The sequence below is a fragment of the Paenibacillus sp. p3-SID867 genome (genome assembly GCF_025142895.1).
GTDB lineage: Bacteria > Bacillota > Bacilli > Paenibacillales > Paenibacillaceae > Paenibacillus_AQ.
In genome coordinates, this window is the sequence record NZ_JAMBDM010000018.1 from 17965 (window position 1) to 41350 (window position 23386).

Annotated in this window: 23 protein-coding genes; 9 read left to right on the top strand and 14 right to left on the bottom strand. The window is 48.3% G+C overall.

Annotation, left to right across the window (positions count from 1 at the left end; translation table 11 throughout):
* Positions 1 to 258 precede the first annotated feature (258 nt).
* The 4 genes from M4D81_RS27645 to M4D81_RS27660 all read right to left on the bottom strand — a co-directional run bounded on the left by M4D81_RS27645 (position 259) and on the right by M4D81_RS27660 (position 4521).
* On the bottom strand, positions 259 to 978 hold the full coding sequence (locus tag M4D81_RS27645; protein ID WP_260068767.1) for an RluA family pseudouridine synthase: 720 nt from the start codon (positions 976 to 978) through the stop codon (positions 259 to 261).
* A gap of 4 nt (positions 979 to 982) precedes the next feature.
* Positions 983 to 1846: a class I SAM-dependent methyltransferase gene (locus M4D81_RS27650; protein ID WP_260068768.1), complete on the bottom strand. Its 864-nt coding sequence runs from the start codon at positions 1844 to 1846 to the stop codon at positions 983 to 985.
* Between the two features lie 124 nt (positions 1847 to 1970).
* The gene (locus tag M4D81_RS27655; protein ID WP_260068769.1) at positions 1971 to 2489 is read right to left on the bottom strand and encodes a GNAT family N-acetyltransferase; all 519 of its coding nucleotides are present in this window, start codon (positions 2487 to 2489) and stop codon (positions 1971 to 1973) included.
* Between the two features lie 70 nt (positions 2490 to 2559).
* The gene (locus M4D81_RS27660; RefSeq protein ID WP_260068770.1) at positions 2560 to 4521 is read right to left on the bottom strand and encodes an endonuclease MutS2; all 1962 of its coding nucleotides are present in this window, start codon (positions 4519 to 4521) and stop codon (positions 2560 to 2562) included.
* A gap of 560 nt (positions 4522 to 5081) precedes the next feature.
* Here M4D81_RS27660 and pepF point away from each other — a divergent pair.
* Positions 5082 to 6884: an oligoendopeptidase F gene (gene pepF / locus M4D81_RS27665; protein WP_260068771.1), complete on the top strand. Its 1803-nt coding sequence runs from the start codon at positions 5082 to 5084 to the stop codon at positions 6882 to 6884.
* A gap of 86 nt (positions 6885 to 6970) precedes the next feature.
* On the opposite strand, the gene M4D81_RS27670 is transcribed toward pepF, so the two are convergent.
* Positions 6971 to 9991 (bottom strand): PAS domain S-box protein, encoded by a 3021-nt coding sequence (locus M4D81_RS27670; protein ID WP_260068772.1) that lies wholly within the window; start codon positions 9989 to 9991, stop codon positions 6971 to 6973.
* A 204-nt stretch (positions 9992 to 10195) separates the two neighbouring features.
* Entirely contained in the window at positions 10196 to 10477 is a 282-nt protein-coding gene (locus M4D81_RS27675; protein WP_071218323.1) for a GNAT family N-acetyltransferase, read from the bottom strand.
* A gap of 133 nt (positions 10478 to 10610) precedes the next feature.
* On the opposite strand from M4D81_RS27675, the gene M4D81_RS27680 reads away from it, so the two are divergent.
* From M4D81_RS27680 to M4D81_RS27700, 5 genes are all read left to right on the top strand, one after another.
* Positions 10611 to 10931, top strand: coding sequence for a hypothetical protein (locus tag M4D81_RS27680; RefSeq protein ID WP_213645066.1), 321 nt, complete (start codon positions 10611 to 10613; stop codon positions 10929 to 10931).
* Positions 10932 to 11060: 129 nt separating this feature from the next.
* A complete protein-coding gene (locus M4D81_RS27685) occupies positions 11061 to 11516 on the top strand; it encodes a VOC family protein (RefSeq protein ID WP_071218321.1) in 456 nt (151 codons plus the stop codon).
* Positions 11513 to 12307, top strand: a complete 795-nt coding sequence (locus M4D81_RS27690; RefSeq protein ID WP_071218320.1) for a DNA alkylation repair protein — start codon at positions 11513 to 11515, stop codon at positions 12305 to 12307. The genes M4D81_RS27685 and M4D81_RS27690 overlap by 4 nt, the downstream gene beginning before the upstream one ends.
* A 25-nt stretch (positions 12308 to 12332) precedes the next feature.
* Positions 12333 to 12920 carry a TetR/AcrR family transcriptional regulator gene (locus tag M4D81_RS27695; protein ID WP_071218319.1) on the top strand — a complete coding sequence of 196 codons (588 nt, stop codon included), beginning with the start codon at positions 12333 to 12335 and terminating at the stop codon, positions 12918 to 12920.
* A 196-nt stretch (positions 12921 to 13116) separates the two neighbouring features.
* Positions 13117 to 13659: a DUF6022 family protein gene (locus M4D81_RS27700; protein ID WP_260068773.1), complete on the top strand. Its 543-nt coding sequence runs from the start codon at positions 13117 to 13119 to the stop codon at positions 13657 to 13659.
* Between the two features lie 140 nt (positions 13660 to 13799).
* Here the strand turns inward: M4D81_RS27700 and M4D81_RS27705 are convergent, their stop codons facing one another.
* Positions 13800 to 14747 carry an aldo/keto reductase gene (locus M4D81_RS27705; RefSeq protein WP_260068774.1) on the bottom strand — a complete coding sequence of 316 codons (948 nt, stop codon included), beginning with the start codon at positions 14745 to 14747 and terminating at the stop codon, positions 13800 to 13802.
* Between the two features lie 23 nt (positions 14748 to 14770).
* A complete protein-coding gene (locus M4D81_RS27710; protein ID WP_071218316.1) occupies positions 14771 to 15766 on the bottom strand; it encodes a Gfo/Idh/MocA family protein in 996 nt (331 codons plus the stop codon).
* A 122-nt stretch (positions 15767 to 15888) separates the two neighbouring features.
* Here M4D81_RS27710 and M4D81_RS27715 point away from each other — a divergent pair, with 122 nt between their 5' ends.
* The 3 genes from M4D81_RS27715 to M4D81_RS27725 all read left to right on the top strand — a co-directional run bounded on the left by M4D81_RS27715 (position 15889) and on the right by M4D81_RS27725 (position 18078).
* Positions 15889 to 16725 (top strand): helix-turn-helix transcriptional regulator, encoded by an 837-nt coding sequence (locus tag M4D81_RS27715; protein WP_071218315.1) that lies wholly within the window; start codon positions 15889 to 15891, stop codon positions 16723 to 16725.
* A gap of 171 nt (positions 16726 to 16896) precedes the next feature.
* Positions 16897 to 17487 (top strand): hypothetical protein, encoded by a 591-nt coding sequence (locus tag M4D81_RS27720; RefSeq protein ID WP_071218314.1) that lies wholly within the window; start codon positions 16897 to 16899, stop codon positions 17485 to 17487.
* A 171-nt stretch (positions 17488 to 17658) separates the two neighbouring features.
* Positions 17659 to 18078 (top strand): hypothetical protein, encoded by a 420-nt coding sequence (locus M4D81_RS27725; RefSeq protein WP_071218313.1) that lies wholly within the window; start codon positions 17659 to 17661, stop codon positions 18076 to 18078.
* Positions 18079 to 18118: 40 nt separating this feature from the next.
* Here M4D81_RS27725 and M4D81_RS27730 read toward each other — a convergent pair whose 3' ends face one another.
* The 6 genes from M4D81_RS27730 to M4D81_RS27755 form a co-directional block, all read right to left on the bottom strand.
* On the bottom strand, positions 18119 to 19195 hold the full coding sequence (locus tag M4D81_RS27730; RefSeq protein ID WP_071218312.1) for a glycosyltransferase WbsX family protein: 1077 nt from the start codon (positions 19193 to 19195) through the stop codon (positions 18119 to 18121).
* 47 nt (positions 19196 to 19242) lie between these two features.
* The gene (locus M4D81_RS27735; protein WP_260068775.1) at positions 19243 to 20310 is read right to left on the bottom strand and encodes a glycosyltransferase family protein; all 1068 of its coding nucleotides are present in this window, start codon (positions 20308 to 20310) and stop codon (positions 19243 to 19245) included.
* Positions 20311 to 20464: 154 nt separating this feature from the next.
* Positions 20465 to 21277 carry a hypothetical protein gene (locus M4D81_RS27740; RefSeq protein ID WP_260068776.1) on the bottom strand — a complete coding sequence of 271 codons (813 nt, stop codon included), beginning with the start codon at positions 21275 to 21277 and terminating at the stop codon, positions 20465 to 20467.
* A gap of 189 nt (positions 21278 to 21466) precedes the next feature.
* Positions 21467 to 22087 carry a papain-like cysteine peptidase gene (locus M4D81_RS27745; RefSeq protein WP_260068777.1) on the bottom strand — a complete coding sequence of 207 codons (621 nt, stop codon included), beginning with the start codon at positions 22085 to 22087 and terminating at the stop codon, positions 21467 to 21469.
* 175 nt (positions 22088 to 22262) lie between these two features.
* On the bottom strand, positions 22263 to 22547 hold the full coding sequence (locus M4D81_RS27750) for a helix-turn-helix transcriptional regulator (protein ID WP_311200712.1): 285 nt from the start codon (positions 22545 to 22547) through the stop codon (positions 22263 to 22265).
* Positions 22451 to 23239, bottom strand: coding sequence for a GAF domain-containing protein (locus tag M4D81_RS27755; RefSeq protein ID WP_260068779.1), 789 nt, complete (start codon positions 23237 to 23239; stop codon positions 22451 to 22453). The genes M4D81_RS27750 and M4D81_RS27755 overlap by 97 nt, the downstream gene beginning before the upstream one ends.
* Between the last annotated feature and the right edge of the window lie 147 nt (positions 23240 to 23386).

Here is a 23386-nt window from a genome sequence, read left to right on the forward strand (position 1 = left end):
TTTTGATCATCCTCCTCCTTGGCAGCCGTTGATCTATATAAACTCAAAAGCAGAGTTTATACCATGATTGTACAAATCATCTAAAAAATGTTAAACTATATGGTTACTATTTTTCGGCATTCTTTGATAAAAGTAAAGGGATAATATGTTATCCTATAGGGATAAAATAATACAGTATTTGCCATCAAGAAACAGAGGTATAAAAAAACCGAAATCCAGGAGTGGATTTCGGTTTTTTTAAGTTCTATGATAGGACCGTCATGAGGACGCCAGCTTCTCCATCGAGAAAAGACTCCAGGGATAGTCGGAGGGCGGCATGGAACGAATGGAGATCTCCTCTTTGGTAACGGGATGAGGAAATCCGACCAATACGGACCATAAGGCAATCTGCTGGCCGGCTTTGTTCACCTTGCTTCCATACTTCTGATCTCCGAACAGCGGATGTCCCGCATGGCTCAGCTGTACACGGATTTGGTGGGGCCTGCCCGTGTGCAGCTCGATCAGGACGAGGCTGAAGCCTTCGGACGTTTGGAGCACGGTGTAATCCAGAATGGCCTCCTTGGCCCCGTCCGTACCTTTAGAAGTGACATGAACGGTGTTGGTTTTTACATCCTTATACAGCATATTTACGAGCCGATCTGAAGTTTTCGAAGGAATCCCATGAACGACCGCCACATATTGCTTGCGGAAGCTGCGACTGCGGACGGCTTCCGATAATCGGGATGCGGCTTTGGAAGTCTTGGCAAACACCATCGCTCCGCCAACCGGACGGTCCAGACGGTGCACCAATCCCAAAAATACATTGCCCGGTTTATTGTAGCGCTCCTTGATGTCCTGTTTCAGAATGGTCAGCATGTCGGGATCGCCGGTAGCATCCTCTTGGGAGGGGATGTTTACCGGCTTGGTTACTCCTAACACATGATTATCCTCGAACAGAATCGGTACAACCGGATGTGCTGCTGGTTCCCGCTTGTTCATTGAATCAGGACTCCCATCGACCTAGGATGCCGCACGGCAGGTTCATGCCGGAGCGGGTAATCGGCAATCCGATCTCTCCCGCACTGATGGTACCGCCGTATTTCGGCTTCATGGTCATGGTCAGCATGTTATTCAGAACGGTAGGGGAGATCCCGGTTGTATAGGAGTTGATCAGCATGAACAGCGGATTATCCGATACGATGCTCATGCAGCTTTCGAGGAAGGGATACAAGCTTTGCTCAAGCTTCCACGTTTCTCCACTTGGTCCGCGGCCATAAGATGGAGGGTCCATAATGATCGCATCGTATTTGTTCCCCCGACGCTGCTCCCGTTGTACGAATTTAAACACATCATCCGTGATATAACGGATAGGACGGTCGGCAAGTCCGGACAATGCCGCGTTTTCCTTGGCCCATTGAACCATTCCCTTCGCAGCATCCACATGAACAACCTGAGCTCCGGCCGAGGCGGCCGCGACGGTTGCTCCGCCGGTATAGGCGAACAGGTTCAGCACGCTGACCGGACGTCCGGCTGAAGCGATCTTATCCATCATCCAGCGCCAGTTGGCTGCCTGCTCTGGAAACAATCCGGTATGTTTAAAATTGGTTGGTCGAATATGAAATTTCAATTGGTCGTATGCGATGGTCCACCGGTCCGGAAGCTGCTTTTTCATGTCCCACTGCCCGCCGCCCGACGAACTGCGATGATAGTGTCCGTGCACACTGCGCCACTGTCCATCTTCACGTTCAATCGGCCATATGATCTGCGGATCCGGACGTCTGAGAATCACGTCACCCCAGCGTTCCAGCTTTTCTCCGCCTCCGGTATCGATGACCTCGTAATCTTGCCAATCCTGAGCTACATACATGTTGAAAACCATCCTTCAAATAGTCATTTAGATTTTATTGTACAACATATCAGAAGCTGAATGCCACCAAGGATTCCCCGTCTTGATCAAACCTATTCGGATGATATGGTCTTTAAAGCTCGACTTACCCCAAATCTTCGAATGCGAAGTGGAAACGGAATTCGCCATGCAGGCGAGTGAGTGCGCCCGGCTGAAGCTCGGCAACCATGAACACTTCATCGGAAACCGTAAATTGGGTGATGTCGATTCCATAGGCTCTGGCCTGCACAAATCCGTAACGGGGATAATATGCCGGATGGCCGAACAGAAAAACAAGTGGATAGCCATGCGAGAGACACCGCCGTTTGCCTTCTTCGATCAATCTCCCGCCGATCCCTTGTCGTTGATAATCCGGGAGCACGGCCAGCGGCCCTAACGCAGCCACGTGATGGCTATGAACCCCGTCAAAAAGGCTAGACCGGCTGAACATAATATGTCCCTTAATGATCCCATCTTCTTCCGCCACGATTGACAATTCCCGTTGAAAGTCTTTATCTTCCCGCAGCCGCCGTACTAGAATCGCTTCTTCCTGTCCGGGAAAAGCCTGAGTGAGAAGGTTCTGGACCTTCTCATAATCGTTCTTGGTTTCTGTACGTATGTTCATCGTAATCTCTCCTCCGAAAATCCTTAGCATTCTTTTTGATATCCTTGTCAACCCATCGTCAAGAGTCTCGTTATTCCGGTTTCGTTTCTATCTGCAGTCCTTCAACGTGCTTGCGGTTCATCAGTTTACGCTTCTTCCGGTTCTCTTTGCTCTCAAAAACAATATCAAGATCATAATCCTCCGGGTAAAGATCCTTGGCCGCAATATAAGGCTTCAGCCGTTTATGGTTAATCTTCAGTTTATCCTTCTGAATCATAACACCGATATTACCTCTACCGTCGATGGTTTCATACACGGTTCCGCTTCGTTTCAAATAAGGCACATAGACACGATCGCCTAATTGATAGAGGGAAGAGGGAGAATCTTCGTCTTGATGATCTTCATCATTCATCAGCTTATCCTGTTTGTCTGTCGGCAACGTATCGTATTCTTCCGGACGTGTTTCTTCAGCCTCATCATCGGTCTCTGAGCTTACCTTTTGGATAAGGGCCGTGTTATCTCTTGCCATACCCGCTTCTGTGATTTCCCGCGATCTGGCAATGATCGACTCCGGTATGCCCAGCTTCGCTGCAATGACAAAGGCATAACTGTGCCCGGCTTCACCAATCCGCAGACGATAGAGCGGCTCGAGTGTGTCGGCATCAAATTCCATGCGGGCATTCTCAAAGCCGGAAGTGCGCTCGGCAAAATTTTTGATTTCGGTAAAATGGGTGGTTACCACAACCGTTGCTTGACGTTGACTCAACTCCTCCAGAATGGCGATCGACAATCCTACGCCTTCACCGGGATCCGTTCCCGACGCCATTTCATCGAGCAGTACAAGCGTGGACCGGCCGGCTGTCTGCAAAATGTCGCGGATGTTGCGAATATGCGCAGAGAACGTGCTGAGGGCATGCTCCAAACTCTGCCCATCTCCGATATCGACGGAAACCTCGTCAAAGATGGCGCAATGGCTGCCTTCCGCGACAGGAACCAGCAGACCGGATTGCACCATTACGGTGATGAGACCAACCGTCTTCAGAGCAGAAGTTTTGCCGCCGGTATTAGGCCCTGTAATGATCAAGGTTTTATACCGCTCCCCGATAGAGAAGTCCAGCGGTACCATCGTGGAGCCGATTAAAGGATGCACCGCGGATTTTAGATGGATGAACCCCTCCTGGTTCAGGCTTACATTGCGCCCGCCGATGGAAACGGCGTACTTGCCTCTGGCTATGATGTAGTCGTAGATTCCAACAATGTCGGCATTGGTTCTCAGTTCGAATTGATATTGCTCGGCTAGTGCGGTCAAATCACTCAGCACCTTCGTTTCTTCGCGGACTTCATCGGCGTGCAGGAAATTCAATTCCATCTGAAGTCCCTGCAAGTCGGAGGGCTCGATGAATACCGTCTGCCCGCTGGCCGATTCATCCAGAATCGAGCCATTCACGGATTTACGGTGCTCCTTCTTGATGGGCAGCACGTAACGATCTCCGCGTTTGCTGATAACATGCTCTTGCAAGATCCCTTTGTAACGGCTCATCAGGCTGTCGAGCTTACGCTTGATCCGTTCTTCGGCTACGATGATTTTTTTGCGGATTTTGGCCAAATCTTTGCTCGCGCTATCCACAACACGCCCCCCGTGAATGCTGCGTTCGATTTCGGACAGAAGTGGACGCAGTTCATGCATGGATGAGGCGTAGGAACTGATTAATGGAGCAATGCCGTCTTTGGCTTTCATATATTGAATGAGCTGGCGGCAGCTTCTCAGATATTGGACCATATTCCCGAAATCGCGCTCAGACAGCACATAACCGGTGCCGAGCAGATCCAGGATCATTTCAATGCCCTCCAGTGAAGGAATAGGGACGCTAGCTCCGGTCTGGAGCAGGGTTTTGGCTTCCTCCGTTTCATTCAGTTTGCTGCGGATGGCTTTCATCTGGGTGAGGGGAGCCATCTTCCGGATATGCTTGACGCCCAGATACGATACGGCAAATCGTTCAAGCTCGGTGCGTATTTTCTCGTACTCCAATTTGTTTAATGCGAAGGGTTTCATGGGTTACATTCTCCTTTTGACTATAATATGGATGGTTTACAACACAAAAAAGGGCGGAAAGCGAACTACTAAGGTTCGCTTTCCGCCCATAGAACGTTATTCTGATGATATGGCGTTATGGGACAGCTCCAAATAATCCTTTTGAATAAAAGGAGGGGAGACCCAAAAAATCCGTGCTGAACTCAGCACGGATGACCATATCATATCTGAATAAACCCTAAAGGGGCTTCCATTGATATCCGCAGTTCTTAACTAATTCAACGGACGAAATGAAAATTCCATCAAAAAATAAACATATCCATTTACAGGAAATGCCCAAAATTTTACATTTCGATCCATATGAAATTTGGTTAGTTAAGAACGACCACCGACATCAAAATCTCTCCTTTAGATAAGAGTATGAAATAACTATATCCATAAATAGGGTCAGAAGTCAAGGTCGAAAAGCGGATACGATCCCTTAAAAAACTGTGATATGATGGAATTGTTATACAGTTGCTAATCCATAGTAACTGCTATCGTCAATCACGAGAGGACAAGACACGAGAGGAGTTATATCCATGGGGAAATTGCTGACACGAAGTGAGGTTCCAATCGAGGCAACTTGGAATCTGGATGATTTGTTTGTCTCGCAAGAAGCTTTCGAAGCGGGATTAAAAGCGATTGAATCGCAAGCTGCTCAATTGACTCGATTCAAGGGCCGGCTGGGAGAGGGTGCAACAGTTCTTCTGGAGTGCTTGAATGAACAGGAAGCTCTGATGGAAAGCATTAGCAGAGTCGGGGCGTATGCCAGATTGCGACAATCGGAAGACGGAACCAATCCGGCCAACCTGGGAAATTCGGCCAAAACGGGCGATGTTCTCTCACGCATCCAATCTTCCCTGACGTTTATTGAATCGGAGCTGCTGGATCTCGAGGATGGAATCATCGAACAATACATAACGAAGGAAGACGGGCTTGCTCCTTATGCCCGAAGCTTGACATTGCTGCTGGAATCGAAACCTCACCGCTTGAGTCCTGAGACGGAAAGCGTGTTGGCATCGCTGGGAGAGGTGCTCGGTTCCCCTTACCGCATCTATTTGCGCAGCAAGCTGTCGGATATGACTTTTGACGATATTCAAGTGAATGACGGAACCAAGCCGGTCTCGTTTCGCCTGTACGAGAATTCTTACGAAATGTCAGAGGATACGCAGCTTCGGCGCGAGGCCTATGCCTCGTTCACGAAGTCACTGCAGGGATCGCGCCATACATTTGCCGAGGCTTATGCCACCGAAGTGAAAAAGCAAGTGGTGATGTCCCGGCTTCGCGGGTATGATTCCGTAACAGACATGCTGCTGAAGCCGCAGCAAGTGACGATGGAGATGTACAACAATATTCATGATACCATTCTGACGGAGTTAGCTCCGCATATGCGAAGACTGATGAAGCTGAAGAAGCGCGTGCTTGGGCTGGATCAAATGCTGTTCTGCGATTTGAAAGCGCCAATGGATACGGATTTCAATCCAAGCGTTACTTATGAAGAAGCATGCTCCACGATTTCCAGTGCCTTGTCGATACTGGGTCCTGAATACGGCGAGATCGTTCAATCCACGTTCTCCAAGCGCTGGGTGGATTATGCCGATAATATTGGTAAGTCTACAGGAGCGTTCTGTTCCTCCGTATACGGAGTGCATTCTTATATCCTGATGGCATGGGCGGATAATATGCGAAATGCCTTCACGTTAGCGCATGAAGTCGGGCATGCTGGTCATTTGATGCTGGCAGCCGACCATCAGCGTATCACCAATGCCCGTCCTTCCTTGTATTTTATCGAGGCGCCTTCCACGATGAACGAGCTGCTGCTGGCGGATCACCTGCTCAGTCAATCCGAGGATAAGCGGATGCGGCGCTCTGTTATTCTTCAGCTTCTGAGCACGTATTACCATAACTATGTGACTCACCTTCTGGAAGCGGAAATGCAGCGACGGGTATATCGCCATGCGATGGCCGATGAGCCGATTACCGCAGATAAGCTATCTGAGCTAAAAGGCGCTGTGTTATCCGATTTCTGGGGTGACGTGGTTGAGCTCGATGAAGGAGCGAAGCTTACCTGGATGCGACAGCCGCATTATTATATGGGTCTTTATCCATATACGTATGCCGCTGGACTAACCGCATCAACTGCTGCAGCACAATTGATTCGCGAGGAAGGACAACCGGCTGTAGACCGCTGGCTCCAAGTCCTAAAAGCCGGAGGTAGCAAGAGTCCGCTGGAATTAATGGCTATGGCAGGGGTCGATATGTCCACTTCCGAGCCGATCTCCAAATCGGTTGCATATGTTGGATCGCTTGTCGACGAACTGGAGTCCCTGTACGAGGAATAATACCATTTGCATACATGGGAAAAGGGTGGTCCACAGCTCATCGCTGTAGACCACCCTTTTGGTTGTAGAGAACATGAGAGAGACGCCTATGCTTGTTTGTCCGTGACATCATCCTGCAGAGTACGGGTTGGGATCGTAAAGTAGAAGGAGGATCCGACATTTTCGCGACTCTCGACGCCGATGACCCCACCCATCAGCTCGACCAGTTTTTTACTGATCGCCAGCCCCAATCCCGTACCCCCATATTTGCGATTCAAGGATGGGTGAAGCTGCGAGAAGGAGGTAAACAGCTGATGCTGCTGTTCGGCAGGGATGCCAATTCCCGTATCCTTTACTTGGAAAGCAAGCGTGATTTCCTGGGTCCCGGTCCTGCGCAGTCCCTCGACACTCATCGTGATGCTGCCCTCATGCGTGAATTTGATGGCATTGCTGATGAGATTAACTAGCACTTGCCGCAGCCGAAGAGCATCGCCGATGATCACATCGGGAACAGTGGAGCTGTTGATGCTGCAGGATAATGATAATCCTTTTTCTTTGGCTTTGGCCGAGAATAAATCAATGACGACTTCAAGCAAGGAACGTAAATCGATAGGTTCATGAATGAGTGTCATATTGCCGGTCTCGATTTTGCTGAAATCGAGAATCTCGTTCAGGATGTGCAGCAGCGAGCTGCTGCTCTCCATCAAAATATCGGTATAATTCAGCTGATCCTCGTCAAGCTCGGTCGTTCGTAATAGCTCAATCATGCCGATGATGCCGTTCATCGGCGTGCGGAGTTCGTGACTCATCATGGTCAGAAACTCCGTTTTTGCTTGATCTGCCCGCTCGGCATTCTCCTTCGCCCGGATGATTTCTTTCTCGTCGGTGATATCGCGGAATACCATAACGGCGCCTTTGCGCTCGCCTTGGTCCCAGATTGGATTGACCTGATAATCTGCCAGAAAGCTGGTGCCGTCGCCCCGCCAAAGCACGATTTCGGCTCTTGACAGCGGTACGCCTTGTTGGACGGCTCGAACAAGCGGAGAATCATCCCCCCGATAAAAAGTGCCGTCATGGCGAATTTCTTTGATGATCTGGTCGCAGGGTCTTCCGATGGTGGTGGCCGGTTCATAATCCAGCATCGCTGCGCCTGCCGGATTGATAAATGCGACGTGTCCGTGAATGTCCAGCCCGATAATGCCTTCGGACACCGTATTCAGCAAAAGGGTGAGCTCCCGGCTCAGCTTCTTGATCTCTTCCATGGTTCGTATGCGCTCGGTGATATCTCGGGTAATGCCATAGACGCCGACGACTTCGTCATCCACGAAAATCGGGATGTTAATTGTATTGATGTCGATGGGATGTCCATCCTTATGAATAATCGTTAGATCATAGCTCTGAGGTATGCCTTCTGTTGCCTGGTTAAAATGAAACAACGTGCGAGCCATGTCTTTTTCCGCTACAATCGGTCCGAAATACATCCCGATCAGCTCGTCCAGCGTATATCCTGTCAGTTCCTGCAGATTCTGGTTGGCCGTTAAGTAGTCGCCATCCAAATTCATGGAGTATACGGCCGACGGATTATATTCAAATAGAGAACGGTATCGCTGCTCGCTTTCCTTTAGCTTAAATTCCATCAGTTTTCGTTCGGAGATGTCGCGGGCAATCGAGATGATCTCGTTCTTTTGGCCATCCTGCGTGCTGATGTACTTGCAATTGACTTCAAACCAGATGTGCCTGCCATCCTTATGTATATAACGGAAGGTGATCGGTGTGAGCAATTTGCCGTCCAGGCAATTGTTAAAATAGTCCTGTAGCGGTATGATATCCTCTGCATACACATAATCGAATATACTGGTGCCAACCATCTCATCCGGACGATATCCAAGCAGTGAATAACAGGAAGGTGAACAATAAAGAAACGTTGAACAGTCTATGGTGCTGCTCGATATGAAGTCAAGGGAATTTTCGGTTATGAGCTTGTACTTGTTTTCATTCTCCAGCGACTGCTGTTCAATCAGCATCTGCTCGGTGATGTCCTGCGCCATACCGACCATCTCCATAGGTCTGCCTTCCTTCGTAACGGAGACTTCCCATTGAGCTCGAATGGTTCGGATTTGGCCGTCCTGAAGCTGGATCCGATAGATGATTTCATCCGCTTTTCCTAGAATGGCTCTGCTCACGGCTGCCTCGAGCCGCTCACGGTCCTCCGGAACGACCAATGACAGCAGCGTGTTATGGTTTGGCTCAGTGGCACGGATCTGATATCCGTAAATTCGTCTCATTTCATCGCTGTAGGTGAGCGTATGCGTGATCAAGTCCCAACGCCAGGAACCGATCTTGGCAATCCGCTGCGCATGGGCAAGCGTATCCTCATCCGTTTTGCGCTTGGTAATGTTTCGTCCAATGGCCAGAACCTTATTAATCTCGCCGTGAGCTCCCCGAATTGACTGAAAAGACGTTTCAAACCATAAATAATGCCCATCCTTATGGCGAATGCGTCGAACGAAACTGTCTTCCTCTGAAAATAGCTTCCCCGGTTCTTTCATTTGCTCGGAATCCACCTGGTGATAGTAATCGATCCGGCATTGGCCCGTCATTTCTTCTTGGGTGTATCCGAGTATTTCCGTCACAGAGGGTGAGATGTATTCGATGATGCCATCAGCGCTGCTGATGGATATAAGATCTTGTCCGCTCTTGGAAATGAGTGCAAGGAGTTCATCATTCTTAATGGTCGGCGGCAAAGACGATTTCTCCTGTACGGTCCCGGGCTCTATACAGCATAATATCCATGGAGCCTCTCCAGAGGCGGGATGTTTCAGCAGGGAAATCGAGACAGAGACATGGACTTGATCTCCGTTATGGCGGATAAAATATGAGTCTTTCTTGAGCGTGGACATTTGTTCATATGTAAATGATTGCAATATTTGTTGTATCGATAGATTGGATAGAACTTGGATTTCGGAAGGTTTGAGCTGAAGCAGGTCTGAACGTTTGGATTCGGTAAGTTCGCAGAAACGATCATTAACCTTCGCCACAGGCTCGTCAACCGCAGAGATCAGGATCGCCCCCATAGGCAATTTATCAAACATCTGTTCCCAGACCCAATGTTCCGCTATTTGCCTCATGATTATAGATGCCTCCCTAACTTAAGCTATACCCTTTGATCATAGAGGATAGAATCACTCTGTCGCAATAGTAAATACCAGTGCTGCATATGAACTTGGACAACAAGGCGGGTGAAAGCCAACCGATAAGAGGAGCATCCTTATGGCTGGCGAGATTAACCTTACGGTCCATCCGATTGCGAATGATGTTTTTATCCTCGTTTTTTATGTGTGCAGCAGGACACGGTCATCGACGTTTTTGTCAAAATAATGCCCGGCATAGGAGCAAGCGGGGATGATTTTCAAATCTTCTTCGCGAGCGTATCCTATTACTTTTCGCACGAGTTCGTCGGCGATTCCTTGCCCTCGCAGGCTGGGTGAGATATAGGTGTGATCGATACTGATTACTCCGTTACCCTGAGGCGAGTAGGTGATTTCGGCTACCGTTTTTCCGTCATCTTTAATGAAAAAGCTGCCCGGTTTTGACTGTATATTTTGTTTGTCCATGGTGTTTAACCCTCCTTCATCTGGTTGTACTATACCCGTATCTACGATGCATTAAACGGATTTCACATAGGCGAACACCCTTGACGGGACATTTGCATACAATGCGGATAGAAGAGAACGAAGGAGGAGCATCATGAACAATTATTCAACGCAACCGCAAATGCTGTTTCAATGCGATCACCATCTGGTACATTCCATGAAGAAGCATAGAGAAAGCGCCCATGCTGCTATGAAAAATGTGGTGAATCGCAAGGTAAGAGTGCATACGATGGATGATGAAGCTATCGAAGGCGTCGTCATAAACGTAGACGCAAAAAATGTGTACATTCTTGTAGAACAAGGCAACAGAGGATTCTTTCCCGGATATCCGCCCTTTGCGCCATACGGGCCTAATCCTAATGTAATATTGCCGCTAGCATTGTTTAATCTCTTGGCTGTCAGCTTGTTGTGGTAGCAAACGAAGAACCTGCAGTCTGGTCTGCGGGTTCTTTTTTTGTGGAAATTTTTAAAAAATACATTTACATACATACTGTTTGTATGTTAAATTGGATTCATCCCATTTATAGAAGGAGATGTTTTCCAGATGAAGCTGCAAGGATTTTATCCCGTTATCATGACAGAAAAGGTTGCCGAGAGCACAGAGTTTTACACACGGTTGTTTGGCTTTGAGATTGTTTTTGAAGCGGATTGGTATGTAAGCTTGAAGAATGGAGACCAGGGACAAGGCTCTTATGAAATGGCCCTTTTGTCCAAAAATCATCCCACGGTACCGTCTTCCTTTCAGAAACCAGTGCAGGGATTGATTCTTAATTTTGAGGTGGAGGATGTGGATGCCGAGTATCAAAGGCTGATCATCCACGAAAAGCTGCCGCTTCATCTGGATATACGGGATGAGGAATTTGGGCAGAGGCATTTTATTACCAGTGACCCGAATGGGGTGCTGATCGATATGATTAAAGTCATTCCGCCTTCACAAGCATTTATGGAGCTGTATAATGAAGATGTGTGGTCCACGGAAGATGACCAACCCGGTAAATGAGTACATCCACCGCATTAAAGGACTACTTTGGAAGAGAGCTGGCGATTCTTTTATCAGATCGAATTAAGCCGCTTGCTCCGGAGTTTCACTCGGAGGTTTTCATTGAAGCCGTAAGCCGCAAGACAGCAACGCTTGAATTGAAAGGAAGGGTAGCCGTTATTGCGGAAGAATTGCAGCATGCCCTGCCCTTTGGTTATCCGGATAGTTTGGAGATTTTACTCGGCATCATAGGACCAGAGAATGAAACAGAGAAAGGAATGTTCACGGAAGGGTATTTTCTCATGCCGATTGCATATTTTGTGGAACGATATGGGCTTGATCACTTTGAGATATCGATGAACGCGTTATATGAAATTACCAAAAGGCACACATCGGAGTATGCGATTAGGCCCTTTCTGCTCCATTATGAAGATCTGTGTCTTGAAATTTTGAAGGACTGGCTTTCGGACGATAATTCGCATGTCCGTCGCCTGGTTAGTGAAGGTACCCGGCCTCGTCTGCCGTGGGCAAAGCGAATTCCAGTGATCAAGGGAGATCCCGCCCACAATTTGGCGCTGCTAGAGCCCCTTCTGCAGGATTCCTCTGGCTATGTCCGCAAATCGGTTGCGAATCATCTTCATGATCTATGCAAAGATTACCGGGATACCGTCCTTCCCTGGCTGCTTGAACATCTGGAATCGTGTGGGGCGTACGGTCCTTGGATACTTCAGCATTCGCTAAGATCCATGGCCAAGAGCGGAGATCAGGAAGTGCTGAAGCTTCTAACGTCCATGAGAATAGCATCCGAATGATGCATAGGAGAGAGAAACGCGAATTATGAGAAGAACCAAAAGCGAAGCTAACGAAACTATACAGCTGCTGCTGAAGGTAGCCAGAACACATTTCACGGAAAAAGGTTATGCCAATGCGGCACTAGAGGAGATTGCCGACGAAGCTAAAGTTACCCGCGGTGCGCTGTATCATCATTTTAAAAATAAACAAGGACTGTTTCTTGCCGTGCTTGAATTAGTGCAGACAGAAATTGGGCAGCGCGTGGAGGCAGAAGCGGATAGCTCCGAGGATCCTTGGGAGCAGCTTCTGTATGGCTGTCGGGCTTTTATTGCGACCGTGGTAGAACCGCAAAATAAGCGCATTATGCTCATTGACGGTCCGAGTGTCGTAGGGTGGGAGTCTTGGCGCGAGATGGACGAGCAGAATTCGATGAGTCACCTAAGGGAGCAGCTAGCCTTCATGCAGAATCAGGGAATGATGAAGACCGTTCCGGTTGATGCTATGACGCATGCCTTGTCCGGCGCCTTAAACGAATGCTCGCTGTGGGTTGCTCAAATGCCGGAAACGGATAAGGGCATCGAGGAAACGATGGATGTGATTATCGGCATGTTACAGGGGTTTAGAGTAAGTTGATTCCTGGATAACTAAACCATGGTTTGATCCCGATCCGGGCCGGATGTTACGGCGGCCTACATACCTGTATGAGATTAAAGCACTAGAGAAGGTTTACCCCCAATATGGACCGGATTTTCAGCAAACCTTACAATTTGCATGAATGTTGTATGCTGGAGAGGTACATCCAAAATCCACGAAATGGAAGGGGTTAAACATGAAATCATTGAAGCCACTGCAGGAGTTTTTGGAAGAACAACAGGATAACCCGATCGAAGCCATCGGAAGCTACATTTCCGAACACATTGAAGGGAACTGGCAAACAGTACTTACCGTAAACCAGGAAAAACTGCTGAGGGCATACAACGAGGCTGGAGATGCGGCGTATGGGACCTTTTTGAACCTGTTATTCTTGCCGATTCATAAACAATTAAAGGAATTGGGAATACGTCCTGAACCTAATTTTCCAGGTGACTTCGACATCTCAAGAGAATGGGGAAGTCAGGAAGGGACAGACCAGCAGCGCTGGATGTGGAGCACGGTTTATTCGCCGGTGAAGGAGCCGCTCGGCACCATCGTTACCGTTGTATATCATGATCATACACAGTTTCGCGTCCCAAGGCAGCCTCGGATCTTAGCCTTGCATGAGAAAGGAAAAGAGGAGGTCGTCGCGGCCCTTTCGCTTAAATCACCGGATTTTAGGGAAGCGCTCGAGTTTACGGTTGAATATGAAGCATATCTTCGGGGTTTACAGGAGTAAGGAAGGACAGCTCTGTCAGCGCGATTATTCTACCCGCCGGGAGAAAATTCGCGCTTGCGTAGAATATCAGACGAGTCATTAACCTATAAAAAGCGCCTTGAGCAGGATGTAAATATCCTGGCACAAGGCGCTTTTAACATTTAGATTGAAGTCAGCTGATCGATCGTTAGGTCTAACCAGTCTAATTCTTCCTTTGTCAGCTGGATGGTTGAACCCTCATCACAGGATTTTAATTCTTCCACAGACTGCGCACCGATCAACGCACAGGTCGGGAAGGGCTGGTTCAGCACGTAAGCGAGCGCAATCTGTATAGCCGTCGCATTCTTCGAAGCGGCCAGCTGTTTGGCACGCTCTAACCGCTCCCAGTTCGCATCGCTATAAAATACCCGCACAAGATCCGCATTGTCCCGAATTTCCGGTGTGAACCGGCCGGTGAAGAATCCTCGCGCTTGGGAAGACCAGGAGAGCAGCGGAAACTGCTCAGTTTCATGCCACGCAATCGTCTCTGCATCGGCTGAGACGCAGCCTTTCCAGAACGGCTCGTTTGGCTTGGCCAGACTGAGATTCGGGCTGCTGAAGGAGAAACCGACCAGTCCATTCGCTTCGGCATAGGCATTGGCATCCCGGATGCGCTCCCATGTCCAGTTGGATACCCCAATGGCGCCAACGCTGCCATTGGCAATGTATTCGTTCAGAGCCTCAATAACTTCTCCTGCCGGAACCTCCGGGTCGTCACGGTGAAGAGCGTACAGATCGATGAAATTCGTCTGCAGTCGTTCAAAACTCGTTGAGATGTCGCTCTTGATGTCTTTTTTATTTACGCGTGGGCCATTCTGGTCATGATGGGCACCCTTGGTCAATATGACGATCTGATCCCGGTTACCTCTTTCCTGCATGTATCTTCCGATCACTTCTTCGCTTTGACCCCCACAGTAGATGTGGGCGGTATCAACGGAATTGCCGCCGATAGCCAGGTATGCATCCATATTCGCGGCTGCTTTCTCATACGAATCATGATAAAAGTAGTCCGTTCCTTTCATTAGCGCAGAGACGGGTTTGTTTAATCCCTTGATTGATATATATTTCATATTCATATCCTCCTTGGGTGTAATTACAACACAATTCGCTTCCGTTCATGGGCAGATTGCAGACAGGCGTCGATGACTTTCATGTTGTGAATGGCATCCTCTGCAGAGTAGCGAAGTGGCTTGTTGTTCAAAATAGCTTCGGCCATATGGTCGCCTTGTTCACTGTATGCGTTTGCACGAGGGACCTCGATTTCTTTACGTCCTTCGCCGGTCGTTAAGAAGAAGTTCGCTCCGTCCTCAGGCAGGCTATAGGCGTAAGGGACTTCAATCAGGCCATCCGTACCCACAATTTCAAGAGGGTTGCGATACGCCGCCCACATTCCGCAATCAAATGTCAGCGCTACATTCCCTCCAAATTCGATTAATCCGGATGCCATCATGTCGACATGATCATGCTCAGGGGAGAAGAAAGCTTGAACGGTAACAGCTTCCGGCTCTTTATCCAGCAGGATGCGCGCGGCGTTGATCGGATAACAGCCGATATCATAAATCGAGCCGCCGCCCCAATCCTTGCGAAAGCGGACATTCCCGTGATTGGCGGAGCTGTTGAAGGTAAACGCGCTGCGTATGCCCCGAATATCCCCGATGGCACCAGCGTTGATCATTTCCTTCAACAAGTCATACCGAGGGTGATACCGATACATAAAGGCTTCGGCCAGTACTACCCCGGCTTTAGCTGCTGCTTCCGCCATTTCAGCTGCTTCTGTTTCCGTCAGCGCAAGCGGTTTTTCGCATAGAATGTGTTTACCGGCTTCCGCCGCACGGATGCTCCATTCTTTATGTAGATGGTTGGGAAGCGGAATATAGATCGCATCTATGGAAGAATCCTCGAGCAAGGACTCGTAACTGCCGTATGCAGTCGGGATATTCAGTTCCTCTGCCGTTTGCGCTGCTTTTGCCTGATCGCGGCTGGCAATGGCAACGACTTCATTGAGACGCGATTGCTGTAAACCAGGTATGACCGCGCGTTTGGCAATGCTGGCGCAGCCAAGGATTCCCCAACGAAGTTTTTGAGTCATGTTCATCAGCTCCTATACAAATTATTAAGATTATATTGCGATTATAAAAGACAAGAAATAAAATTGATATAATATTATTTTGTAGTACAATACAACAATATTGTCATTCGAGGAGCATTATGATGAAACGACAAAGTCATCTGCTGACCCTACCGCAAATGCCATTCTTCTGCCTGCCTGAGTCGGTAGGGATATACCGGGATGAACCGGACCATACCGTCACGCGGGCAGCCGGGTCTCTGAACAATTTCAATATTCATTATGTGGCTTCCGGTAAAGGGTATGTTGAAATCGAAAATGTAGTCCATACGCTTGGCCCAGGTGAAGCCGTGCTGTATTTTCCAATGCAGGCTCAGCGTTATTACACCAGCGAGGACGATCCGTGGGATGTGCGTTGGTTCCATTTTTATGGCAGCGGTCTGCAGAACTATTTCATCGAACGCGGATTTCATAAAAGCCAGCTGTGGAGCATTCGGCAGCCGTCGGCCTTCGAGGAAGCGCACGAAGCGCTGTTATATGAGGCGGAGACCTATCGGATGCTCAAGCCTGCGCAGCTGTCCACGCTAACGTATTCCTTGTTAGCGGTATTCGTGGAGCAGGCATCGGCATTATCGGACAATAAATCAAACAACTCGGCCAACCGGATTCTTGAACTGCTGCCGATTATGCAGCAGGAAGCTTCGCAACCGTTTATTTTGGAGGAGTGGGCGGACAGACTCGGCGTTACCACTTACTATTTCTGTAAATTATTCCGCAATGTCATGGAGATGACCCCGATGGATTTTGTAACGCGCTGCCGGCTTCAGATGGCAAAGCAGTGGCTGCTCGACCATAAAGAAAAAACCATCGGACAGATTGCAGTGGAAGCGGGCTATCCGAGCGTCAGTTATTTTAACAAGCGATTTATGGAGCATGAAGGCATGACGCCATCTTCCTATCGTCGCTTATATGGGGTATAGTTATGGGTATCACGTCGCCAGGTCAGTTGAGAACTCGACTTAGGTCTAGGTCTTATTCACACCTATAGTCGGTTATGGAAACGGCTTGCCTCTACTACAATGGAATTAACGAAGGATTTGACGAAATCCGGCTTCAATGAAATATGTAATTAAGTATGTGGGGGAAAGCAAATGTCCGATAACCAAAATATATATGTTTTACTGACTGATACGGGTACGATGTTTACCAAACTGATTAAACGAATTACGGCAGCGCCCTATAATCATGCTTCGCTGGCGCTGGACGAGAACTTGAATGAAGTGTTCAGCTTCGGCCGGAAATGCGCCAACAATCCCTGGATAGGGGGATTTGTTGAAGAGGATGTATACGAAGGAACCTTCCGTCACTTTCCCGGCACGCGCTGCGCTCTGCTCCGTCTAAAGGTCACGCGGGAGCAACTTGAGGCAGCGAGGCGCGTGATTCAAAGCTATAAGGATGAAGAGGATGCTTACGGCTACAATCTTATCGGGATGTTTGGCGTGCTGATGAGACTTGATATTACGAGGGAAAGATCGTACTTCTGCTCACAATTCGTAGCGGAGGCAATGAAGCAAAGCAGAATTCATCTATGGGATCGCCCTTCCTCCGCAGTAACCCCGAATGATTTCTTTCAGCACCCGGCATTCGAGGTTATATACGAAGGCATGTTATATGACTATCCATTGCTTGATCAATCCAGGTTGGCTGGGTTCCAATACCCGTTACAAACAGTTGCTCGATGAGCTTATTAATACGATTCTTTCTTTAAAACATCAGCCCCCTTCAACCCATGGTTGAAGGGGGTTCTTATATCAATGCATTTTCGAAATATACTAAATGTATGAATTCCCTATTCCTTTTACTATTGATATTGCATAGGATGGATAAACTTGGTAGAAAGAGGAGTGAGGGAAATGCCAACCTTCGATAACGTTCTGGTTACAGGCAACCAAACCATACAACAGGATCTGCAAGTGAATGGAAACCAAACCGTCGGCCAGCATTTGCAAGTGAATGGGAATACTACGATACAAGGAAGTCTTCAAGTCAATACAAACGAGACCGTGCTGAACGATCTTGCAGTGGCAGGAAGTGCCAGCGTTGGAGAGAACCTGAACGTGACCGGAGTTGCCATCGCTGGCCAGCAGCTGAAAGCTACGAATCAGGCGACTCTCCCACCCGTGGCCCCGACTGTTCAATCCGTACGGTATTTTGCCACGGGCATTGTTAATCAACCCGGTCTCGTTCTAAAAGGCACGGACGGATTTGATTATGTGATTTTTATCGATAACACCGGCGGGAATGCAAATATCGGCATACAACGATTAACTTAATTCGGGATTCTCTAATCGGGGAGATATCCCCTTTTTTTTGTTATTCACTTGGGGCATCAAGTGGAATCCCGTTGGACTTTAAAGCCTGCTTAACCGCTTCGAGATACTGATAACCATAACGTTTATCAGGTTCTAGGTAGGCACCCTCGGCCCATTCGTTCCAAGCGTTAATAAATAGAAACTCGCTATGGTATAGATGAATTGACCGCTTGATTTGTTTAGCCAGATACCAACCGAACTTTTCGGGAGACGCACCGAGACAACTGAGCCCCCGGACACCTAAACGAGGCGTATTGTCCCACTTCACAAAAGCTCCAGGAAATACCTTGCGGCCGTTTCGTTGATGAGAACGGTTAATCATACCATCCCACACATAGTCGTAATCGAACATCAGATGTTGTTGGTCGCCAACGAGAGTATGGCTCCACAGCCGTTCCATGCTGCCGTGAGCAAACGTATAATGGGGTTCAAATTCCAGGCTTGCATCGAAAATGTCTAATGGAGAGGTTGGAAACCCGCCCAGAGTCTGAACGATATAGAGCCCATCCAATCCACAGCTAATGGCCAGATTCCTCCAATACCGGACCATTTCAGCGCAGCATGGGATATGTTCAGGTCTATAAAGGATGAATAGCGGTTTATTATCTATTCGAATGTATCGCTCATCCTGAAAGGCAGGCAGCAGCTCATCGAAGTGCTGTTCCCAATCCTGTTCCGTCCCGTAATCCTGCTTGAGCAGAATTTGCTGATCTCCGCCATCCCATCTTCTCGTCCACGACTCATTGGCCCACGATAAGCAGAAGGGAAGATCGGGTTCCTTGGATGACATTACTTGTTTGATTGGTGTTTCCAGCAGTCGCTTGCCCCGAAACCAATAATGATAGTAGCAGAAACCGTAGATTCCGTATGTCTTGGCCAGTTCCGCCTGCCGCAATCTGGCAGCGGAGGAGGTTAAATCATAATAATATTCGTTCAGAGGTTCATTCGGCTGGTGATGCTTGGGATATAGTGCCCTTGCTTTCCGGGTATTGGTCCATTCTGTGAAGCCTTCCCCCCACCACGCATCATTCTCGGGAATACGATGAAATTGTGGCAGTAAAAAAGCTATAAGCTTCAAGGAGCATACCTCCCTAGGTCATTCTAGCTTCGCCCGAATACCTGGTCTTAGTGTGTATGCATTACATGCAGCAACTGGTAAACCATTTGAAAAAAAGAATATCGATACATGCTGCCTTGCAAGGCGTTCGTGGCAATGGAACGTTTCTGTTCAACTTGCGCGGAATAATAAACGATGTTGTCAAGCAGATCATCCGGATTGTGAAATACGGCAACATCATGGCCTGGTTTAAAATAATCATAAATACCCGGATGCTCCCGTATCAATTGAAAGGCTCCGCAAGATGCGCACTCAAATAGGTGATGGTGGAGGCCGCTCCAGTTGATCACCATGTCGGCGCCGTTGTAATAATTCGCCAGATTGGCGTCAGCAGAAAGGCAGCGAATGTGTCCGTAAGGCTCCCACCCTCGGCCTGAAGCGAAGATCTTCTTCCCTTTCATGAGGTAGGGCAGCTGGGAAATAAAGGCATCGAACCTTGGAGCGGCATCTCCCAATATGAGAATGCTTGATTGGCAGGCTTCGTCAGCAGGCTTGGGATGGAAGATGGTCATGTCAGCTGCAAAAGGAAGATGATGTACATGCTGCACGTCGGATTCAAACTGATAAAATGGAATCAGTGTCGAAGTCTGCGTAAAAACATAATCGAATAAGGATGCAATGCCTTTGATTTCCTCCGAACTGCCATCATGATCGGATAGCCAGATTGCCGTCTTCATGGGAAGTTGCCCCAGAATCTGTTTGTCTTCGGGACTAAATTCATAATCATTCCCTATGAATATCAGCAGATCGGGATGGTATTGGAACAACTCCGCCAAGAAACCGGGATATGCTTTAATGACATACGCTTCATGAACCAGCTGTTTGAGCTGCTCCGTTATGATCTGAGGGGTTCTCCAGTGAAGGCCCTCATTGTATGGTGAAACGATCAGTGCATTCATATTTTTGTAATTGATGACACGGTGGATGTTGGATGCTTCTGTTTTATCCACCGGGCTAATATTCTGAACGGCCTTATTAATGACTTTGGATATATATTTTTGCGAAGATGGATGTAAACGTACGGTCGGATACATTTTTGTATCGGGATATCGACCGGATCTCTTATACCCTCTCATCCAGAATCACCTCCAAAAGCCTCTCCACGCTTGGATATTCTATGAAGGTTCATGAAATTCTGCTGTAGGGCATATGTACTCCAGTAATCAGAAAAGGCGGGTGTCCATCATGAAGGGTGGAGGCAAACTATGGATGTATGGACTCGGTAAAACGTTACTTTAATAGTGCATTAGCGCGTGCGATGACGGACTCGATTTTTTGTTCGTGACTGTAGATGCTTTTCTTTTTCGTCAGGATCTGACCGGAGAGTGTCAGCAGCCTGGACAGAGCATCCCTGGTTCGGGCCGATTCATTGGCTTTTACGGCGGTTTTGAAATTCTTCCACTCGGTTGCCATCAGTTTATTCGGCGTGGAGATTGCGCTTTTATCGCCTTTGATTTTGCTTTTGTAGGATTCAATCTCGGACAGGATGGAACGGACTTTAGCCGCTTTGGAAGCTTTCTCTTTCTTGGCCGCCGTAAGCGCCGCCTGCTTAGTCCGAATATCATCACGTCCCAAGGACACCAGGATCTTCATGCCACTGGCTTGTGACTGCAGCATCTTGGAGAGCGATTTGTCTTTGAGTTTTTTGGCTGCGGTGATTTGTTTATTGAGCGCGGAATAGGTATTAAACAGCGGCTGGTACTTGGTTTTGGCTGCTTGCAGCTGATCCTCCAGCTTGCGGATTTTATCCTTATCGATTTCGCTGATTTTTTTGCGGGTTTCTGAAGCTTTGGCTTCATTGGCATAGCGAAGGGAAGAGATTCGATCGTCCAAATCCATTACCTGGTTTCGTTCGGATTTGAAATCATCGAACTGTTTGATGAGTTTGGTACGTACGGTTCCGGCAGCCCGGTCCGCCGTGGCTTTCAATTGGGCTTGAACCGTATCGGTGAACTCGATCGCAGCTGCATTCGCGAAAGGCATAGGGATGACAGAGAGTAAAAGTGCCATAACAAGGGATGAGGTGAGTAATCTTCTAAACATAAACATCGCTCCTTAAATAACTAATAATCATCATTAGCGGTATTCGCATCATGACAGAATGGCCGGACCCACGACAAAAAGCACCCGTTAGAAAGGCGCATTCAACGCCAGACTTACGGGTGCTTCCTTCGTAAGAGTTCCGATTCACTTTTTGTAAATATACAGGTAAATTTTGGTTTTGTCAAACACTTATTCCCCTGAACTGAGCGAAAATTCTCTAAGAATGGTCTTCCAAGCCTCCGAATCTCCTTCCCATGTGGGCCCTTTCGGTATTTGCTTGATGAGAACCCGATCCGAGAACGAAGGGAGATTTACTATTTCGGGACTGCTGCTGAGCATAATAAATAACAGGTTTACGTCCGCGTTGGGATAGGCTTCGCGTATGGCTTGATCAATCGTCTCGGCATCCTTTGTATTCGCGATGATCCGCACGAGCAGGGTCTTCTGTTTAGAATTCAAGCAGCGGTTAAAGCGCTCGATTCTTCGATCCAGCCGCTTACGAAAAGCGGGGTAGTCATATAACGGAGGCTCCTCCGGATTGTTCTTGAAATCATGGAAGGATAAACAGGAAGATCTTTTATCGCGCACATAGTAACAGTTCACGGATTTGCCGTATATGTCGAGATTATCCCGAAGCATGAAATCGCTGAATTGACGTTTAATGACTTTACAAAATTCATGGGTCGAAGCGAAGTTAAACCAGTCTAACGGGCCAGCTGCATGTCGCAGCTTGTTTCTTCTTAACTGGGCGGCAACCTGACAGTTGGGACCCAGACTGAAAATGGCATCAAACTTCACATTGGTTGTCATGCTACCAGACCTCCTTGAATCTATCATTAGATATGCATATGCAAATTGATAAAGTTGGTATGGGGTAGCGACCAAAGTTGGGTGTGGAGTGCGGTTCATAGCCACCGTGCAGCATAAATTGAGGTGGGCCGGATTTGAGGGGAACGGAGTAGTGGGAAAATTACGGACCCGATCCTCAAGGACTCAAGCTATATTTTGAATGAAGCTGCCATATTAATTCCCTCCGGCTGTTGACGCCGGTTTTAACAAATATGGACTTTAGATGATCCTGAATCGTGTAGGGGGAAATAAACAGGGATTGAGCAAGCTCCTTGGTGGATAATCCTCGCAGAATTCCGCAGATTACTTCGTTCTCGCGCTCCGTTAATCCCAACGCATCCGAGATAAGCGGCAGCATATCCGTTGTGGCACAAGCGTGACTGCAAGCTTGGCAAGAGAATCGGGACCATGCAGAAGGCATGCCCGTATGCTGGCAAAGGAGCTATCACTTAACCGGACGCGAGTATGAGCGCCCGTCGAATAGGCCGTACCTCGGGAGCTCTCGGACAAAGCCCGGAAGCAGACTGCCCGCAGCGGGCGAGGGAGTGAAGCGGCATCCATATCCTCTGCATCCTGGAGCAATGACATCCACTGCCGTGCAGAAGCATTATATGAAAGAATATCGAGCGTTTCGGACAGCACCAATAAACCAGGCTCAGGCATGTGATCCATTCCATCAACAGGGGATCGCGGAAGACTTCGATCACGCAGCATGGCCGCCATGAATGGTGCCAGGGAAGAGAGCAGCTGCCGTTCCTCCTCGCTAAAAAAGGGCTGGCCCTCCTGACGGAATATCGTCAGATATCCCCAACACAAACCGTCCGCTACCAATGCGGCACGCATCTCATCATGAAAGCTTGCCGGCTGCAGGACGTTCAGATAACGAGGGCTTGTGTTCAGAGCCCCGTTCGTAGCTCCGCTTAGCATAGCCACCTTCTCCAAGGAGTTCGCCAGTTCATGAAAGTGATTGTAATCGCTGTGCAGATATTCATACTCGAACAGGCGATCATGGATTGCCTCAATGTCTTCATCCGTGATCGCACCCGTCGAGAGCAATGTACGTGGATCTACCGTCGTAAAGCAAGCCGATTCGAAAGGAATCCAGCAGCGCAATTACTTCATGAGTTCGCTCCGGTAGGTTTGGGAATTAGACAAAGCCCCGCCAAGTGCCGTTATTTTATTCAGTAAGCTGTTAAGCTGTGTGCCCATATTCACTCACCTTTTTCGTCGGTCTAAAGAAAACCCCACATTTCTGGGATA

Bases quoted from the DNA above. Each gene is read 5' to 3' on its own strand.
- M4D81_RS27720 (WP_071218314.1), top strand. From the start codon at position 16,897: ATGTCCGATAACCAAAATATATATGTTTTACTGACTGATACGGGTACG.
- M4D81_RS27750 (WP_311200712.1), bottom strand. From the start codon at position 22,547: ATGCCTTCTGCATGGTCCCGATTCTCTTGCCAAGCTTGCAGTCACGCT.
- M4D81_RS27705 (WP_260068774.1), bottom strand. From the start codon at position 14,747: ATGAAATATATATCAATCAAGGGATTAAACAAACCCGTCTCTGCGCTA.
- M4D81_RS27725 (WP_071218313.1), top strand. From the start codon at position 17,659: ATGCCAACCTTCGATAACGTTCTGGTTACAGGCAACCAAACCATACAA.
- M4D81_RS27700 (WP_260068773.1), top strand. From the start codon at position 13,117: ATGAAATCATTGAAGCCACTGCAGGAGTTTTTGGAAGAACAACAGGAT.
- M4D81_RS27735 (WP_260068775.1), bottom strand. From the start codon at position 20,310: ATGAGAGGGTATAAGAGATCCGGTCGATATCCCGATACAAAAATGTAT.
- M4D81_RS27650 (WP_260068768.1), bottom strand. From the start codon at position 1,846: ATGTATGTAGCTCAGGATTGGCAAGATTACGAGGTCATCGATACCGGA.
- pepF (WP_260068771.1), top strand. From the start codon at position 5,082: ATGGGGAAATTGCTGACACGAAGTGAGGTTCCAATCGAGGCAACTTGG.
- M4D81_RS27685 (WP_071218321.1), top strand. From the start codon at position 11,061: ATGAAGCTGCAAGGATTTTATCCCGTTATCATGACAGAAAAGGTTGCC.
- M4D81_RS27645 (WP_260068767.1), bottom strand. From the start codon at position 978: ATGAACAAGCGGGAACCAGCAGCACATCCGGTTGTACCGATTCTGTTC.
- M4D81_RS27680 (WP_213645066.1), top strand. From the start codon at position 10,611: ATGAACAATTATTCAACGCAACCGCAAATGCTGTTTCAATGCGATCAC.
- M4D81_RS27695 (WP_071218319.1), top strand. From the start codon at position 12,333: ATGAGAAGAACCAAAAGCGAAGCTAACGAAACTATACAGCTGCTGCTG.
- M4D81_RS27710 (WP_071218316.1), bottom strand. From the start codon at position 15,766: ATGACTCAAAAACTTCGTTGGGGAATCCTTGGCTGCGCCAGCATTGCC.
- M4D81_RS27745 (WP_260068777.1), bottom strand. From the start codon at position 22,087: ATGACAACCAATGTGAAGTTTGATGCCATTTTCAGTCTGGGTCCCAAC.
- M4D81_RS27740 (WP_260068776.1), bottom strand. From the start codon at position 21,277: ATGTTTAGAAGATTACTCACCTCATCCCTTGTTATGGCACTTTTACTC.
- M4D81_RS27715 (WP_071218315.1), top strand. From the start codon at position 15,889: ATGAAACGACAAAGTCATCTGCTGACCCTACCGCAAATGCCATTCTTC.
- M4D81_RS27670 (WP_260068772.1), bottom strand. From the start codon at position 9,991: ATGAGGCAAATAGCGGAACATTGGGTCTGGGAACAGATGTTTGATAAA.
- M4D81_RS27655 (WP_260068769.1), bottom strand. From the start codon at position 2,489: ATGAACATACGTACAGAAACCAAGAACGATTATGAGAAGGTCCAGAAC.
- M4D81_RS27690 (WP_071218320.1), top strand. From the start codon at position 11,513: ATGAGTACATCCACCGCATTAAAGGACTACTTTGGAAGAGAGCTGGCG.
- M4D81_RS27660 (WP_260068770.1), bottom strand. From the start codon at position 4,521: ATGAAACCCTTCGCATTAAACAAATTGGAGTACGAGAAAATACGCACC.
- M4D81_RS27675 (WP_071218323.1), bottom strand. From the start codon at position 10,477: ATGGACAAACAAAATATACAGTCAAAACCGGGCAGCTTTTTCATTAAA.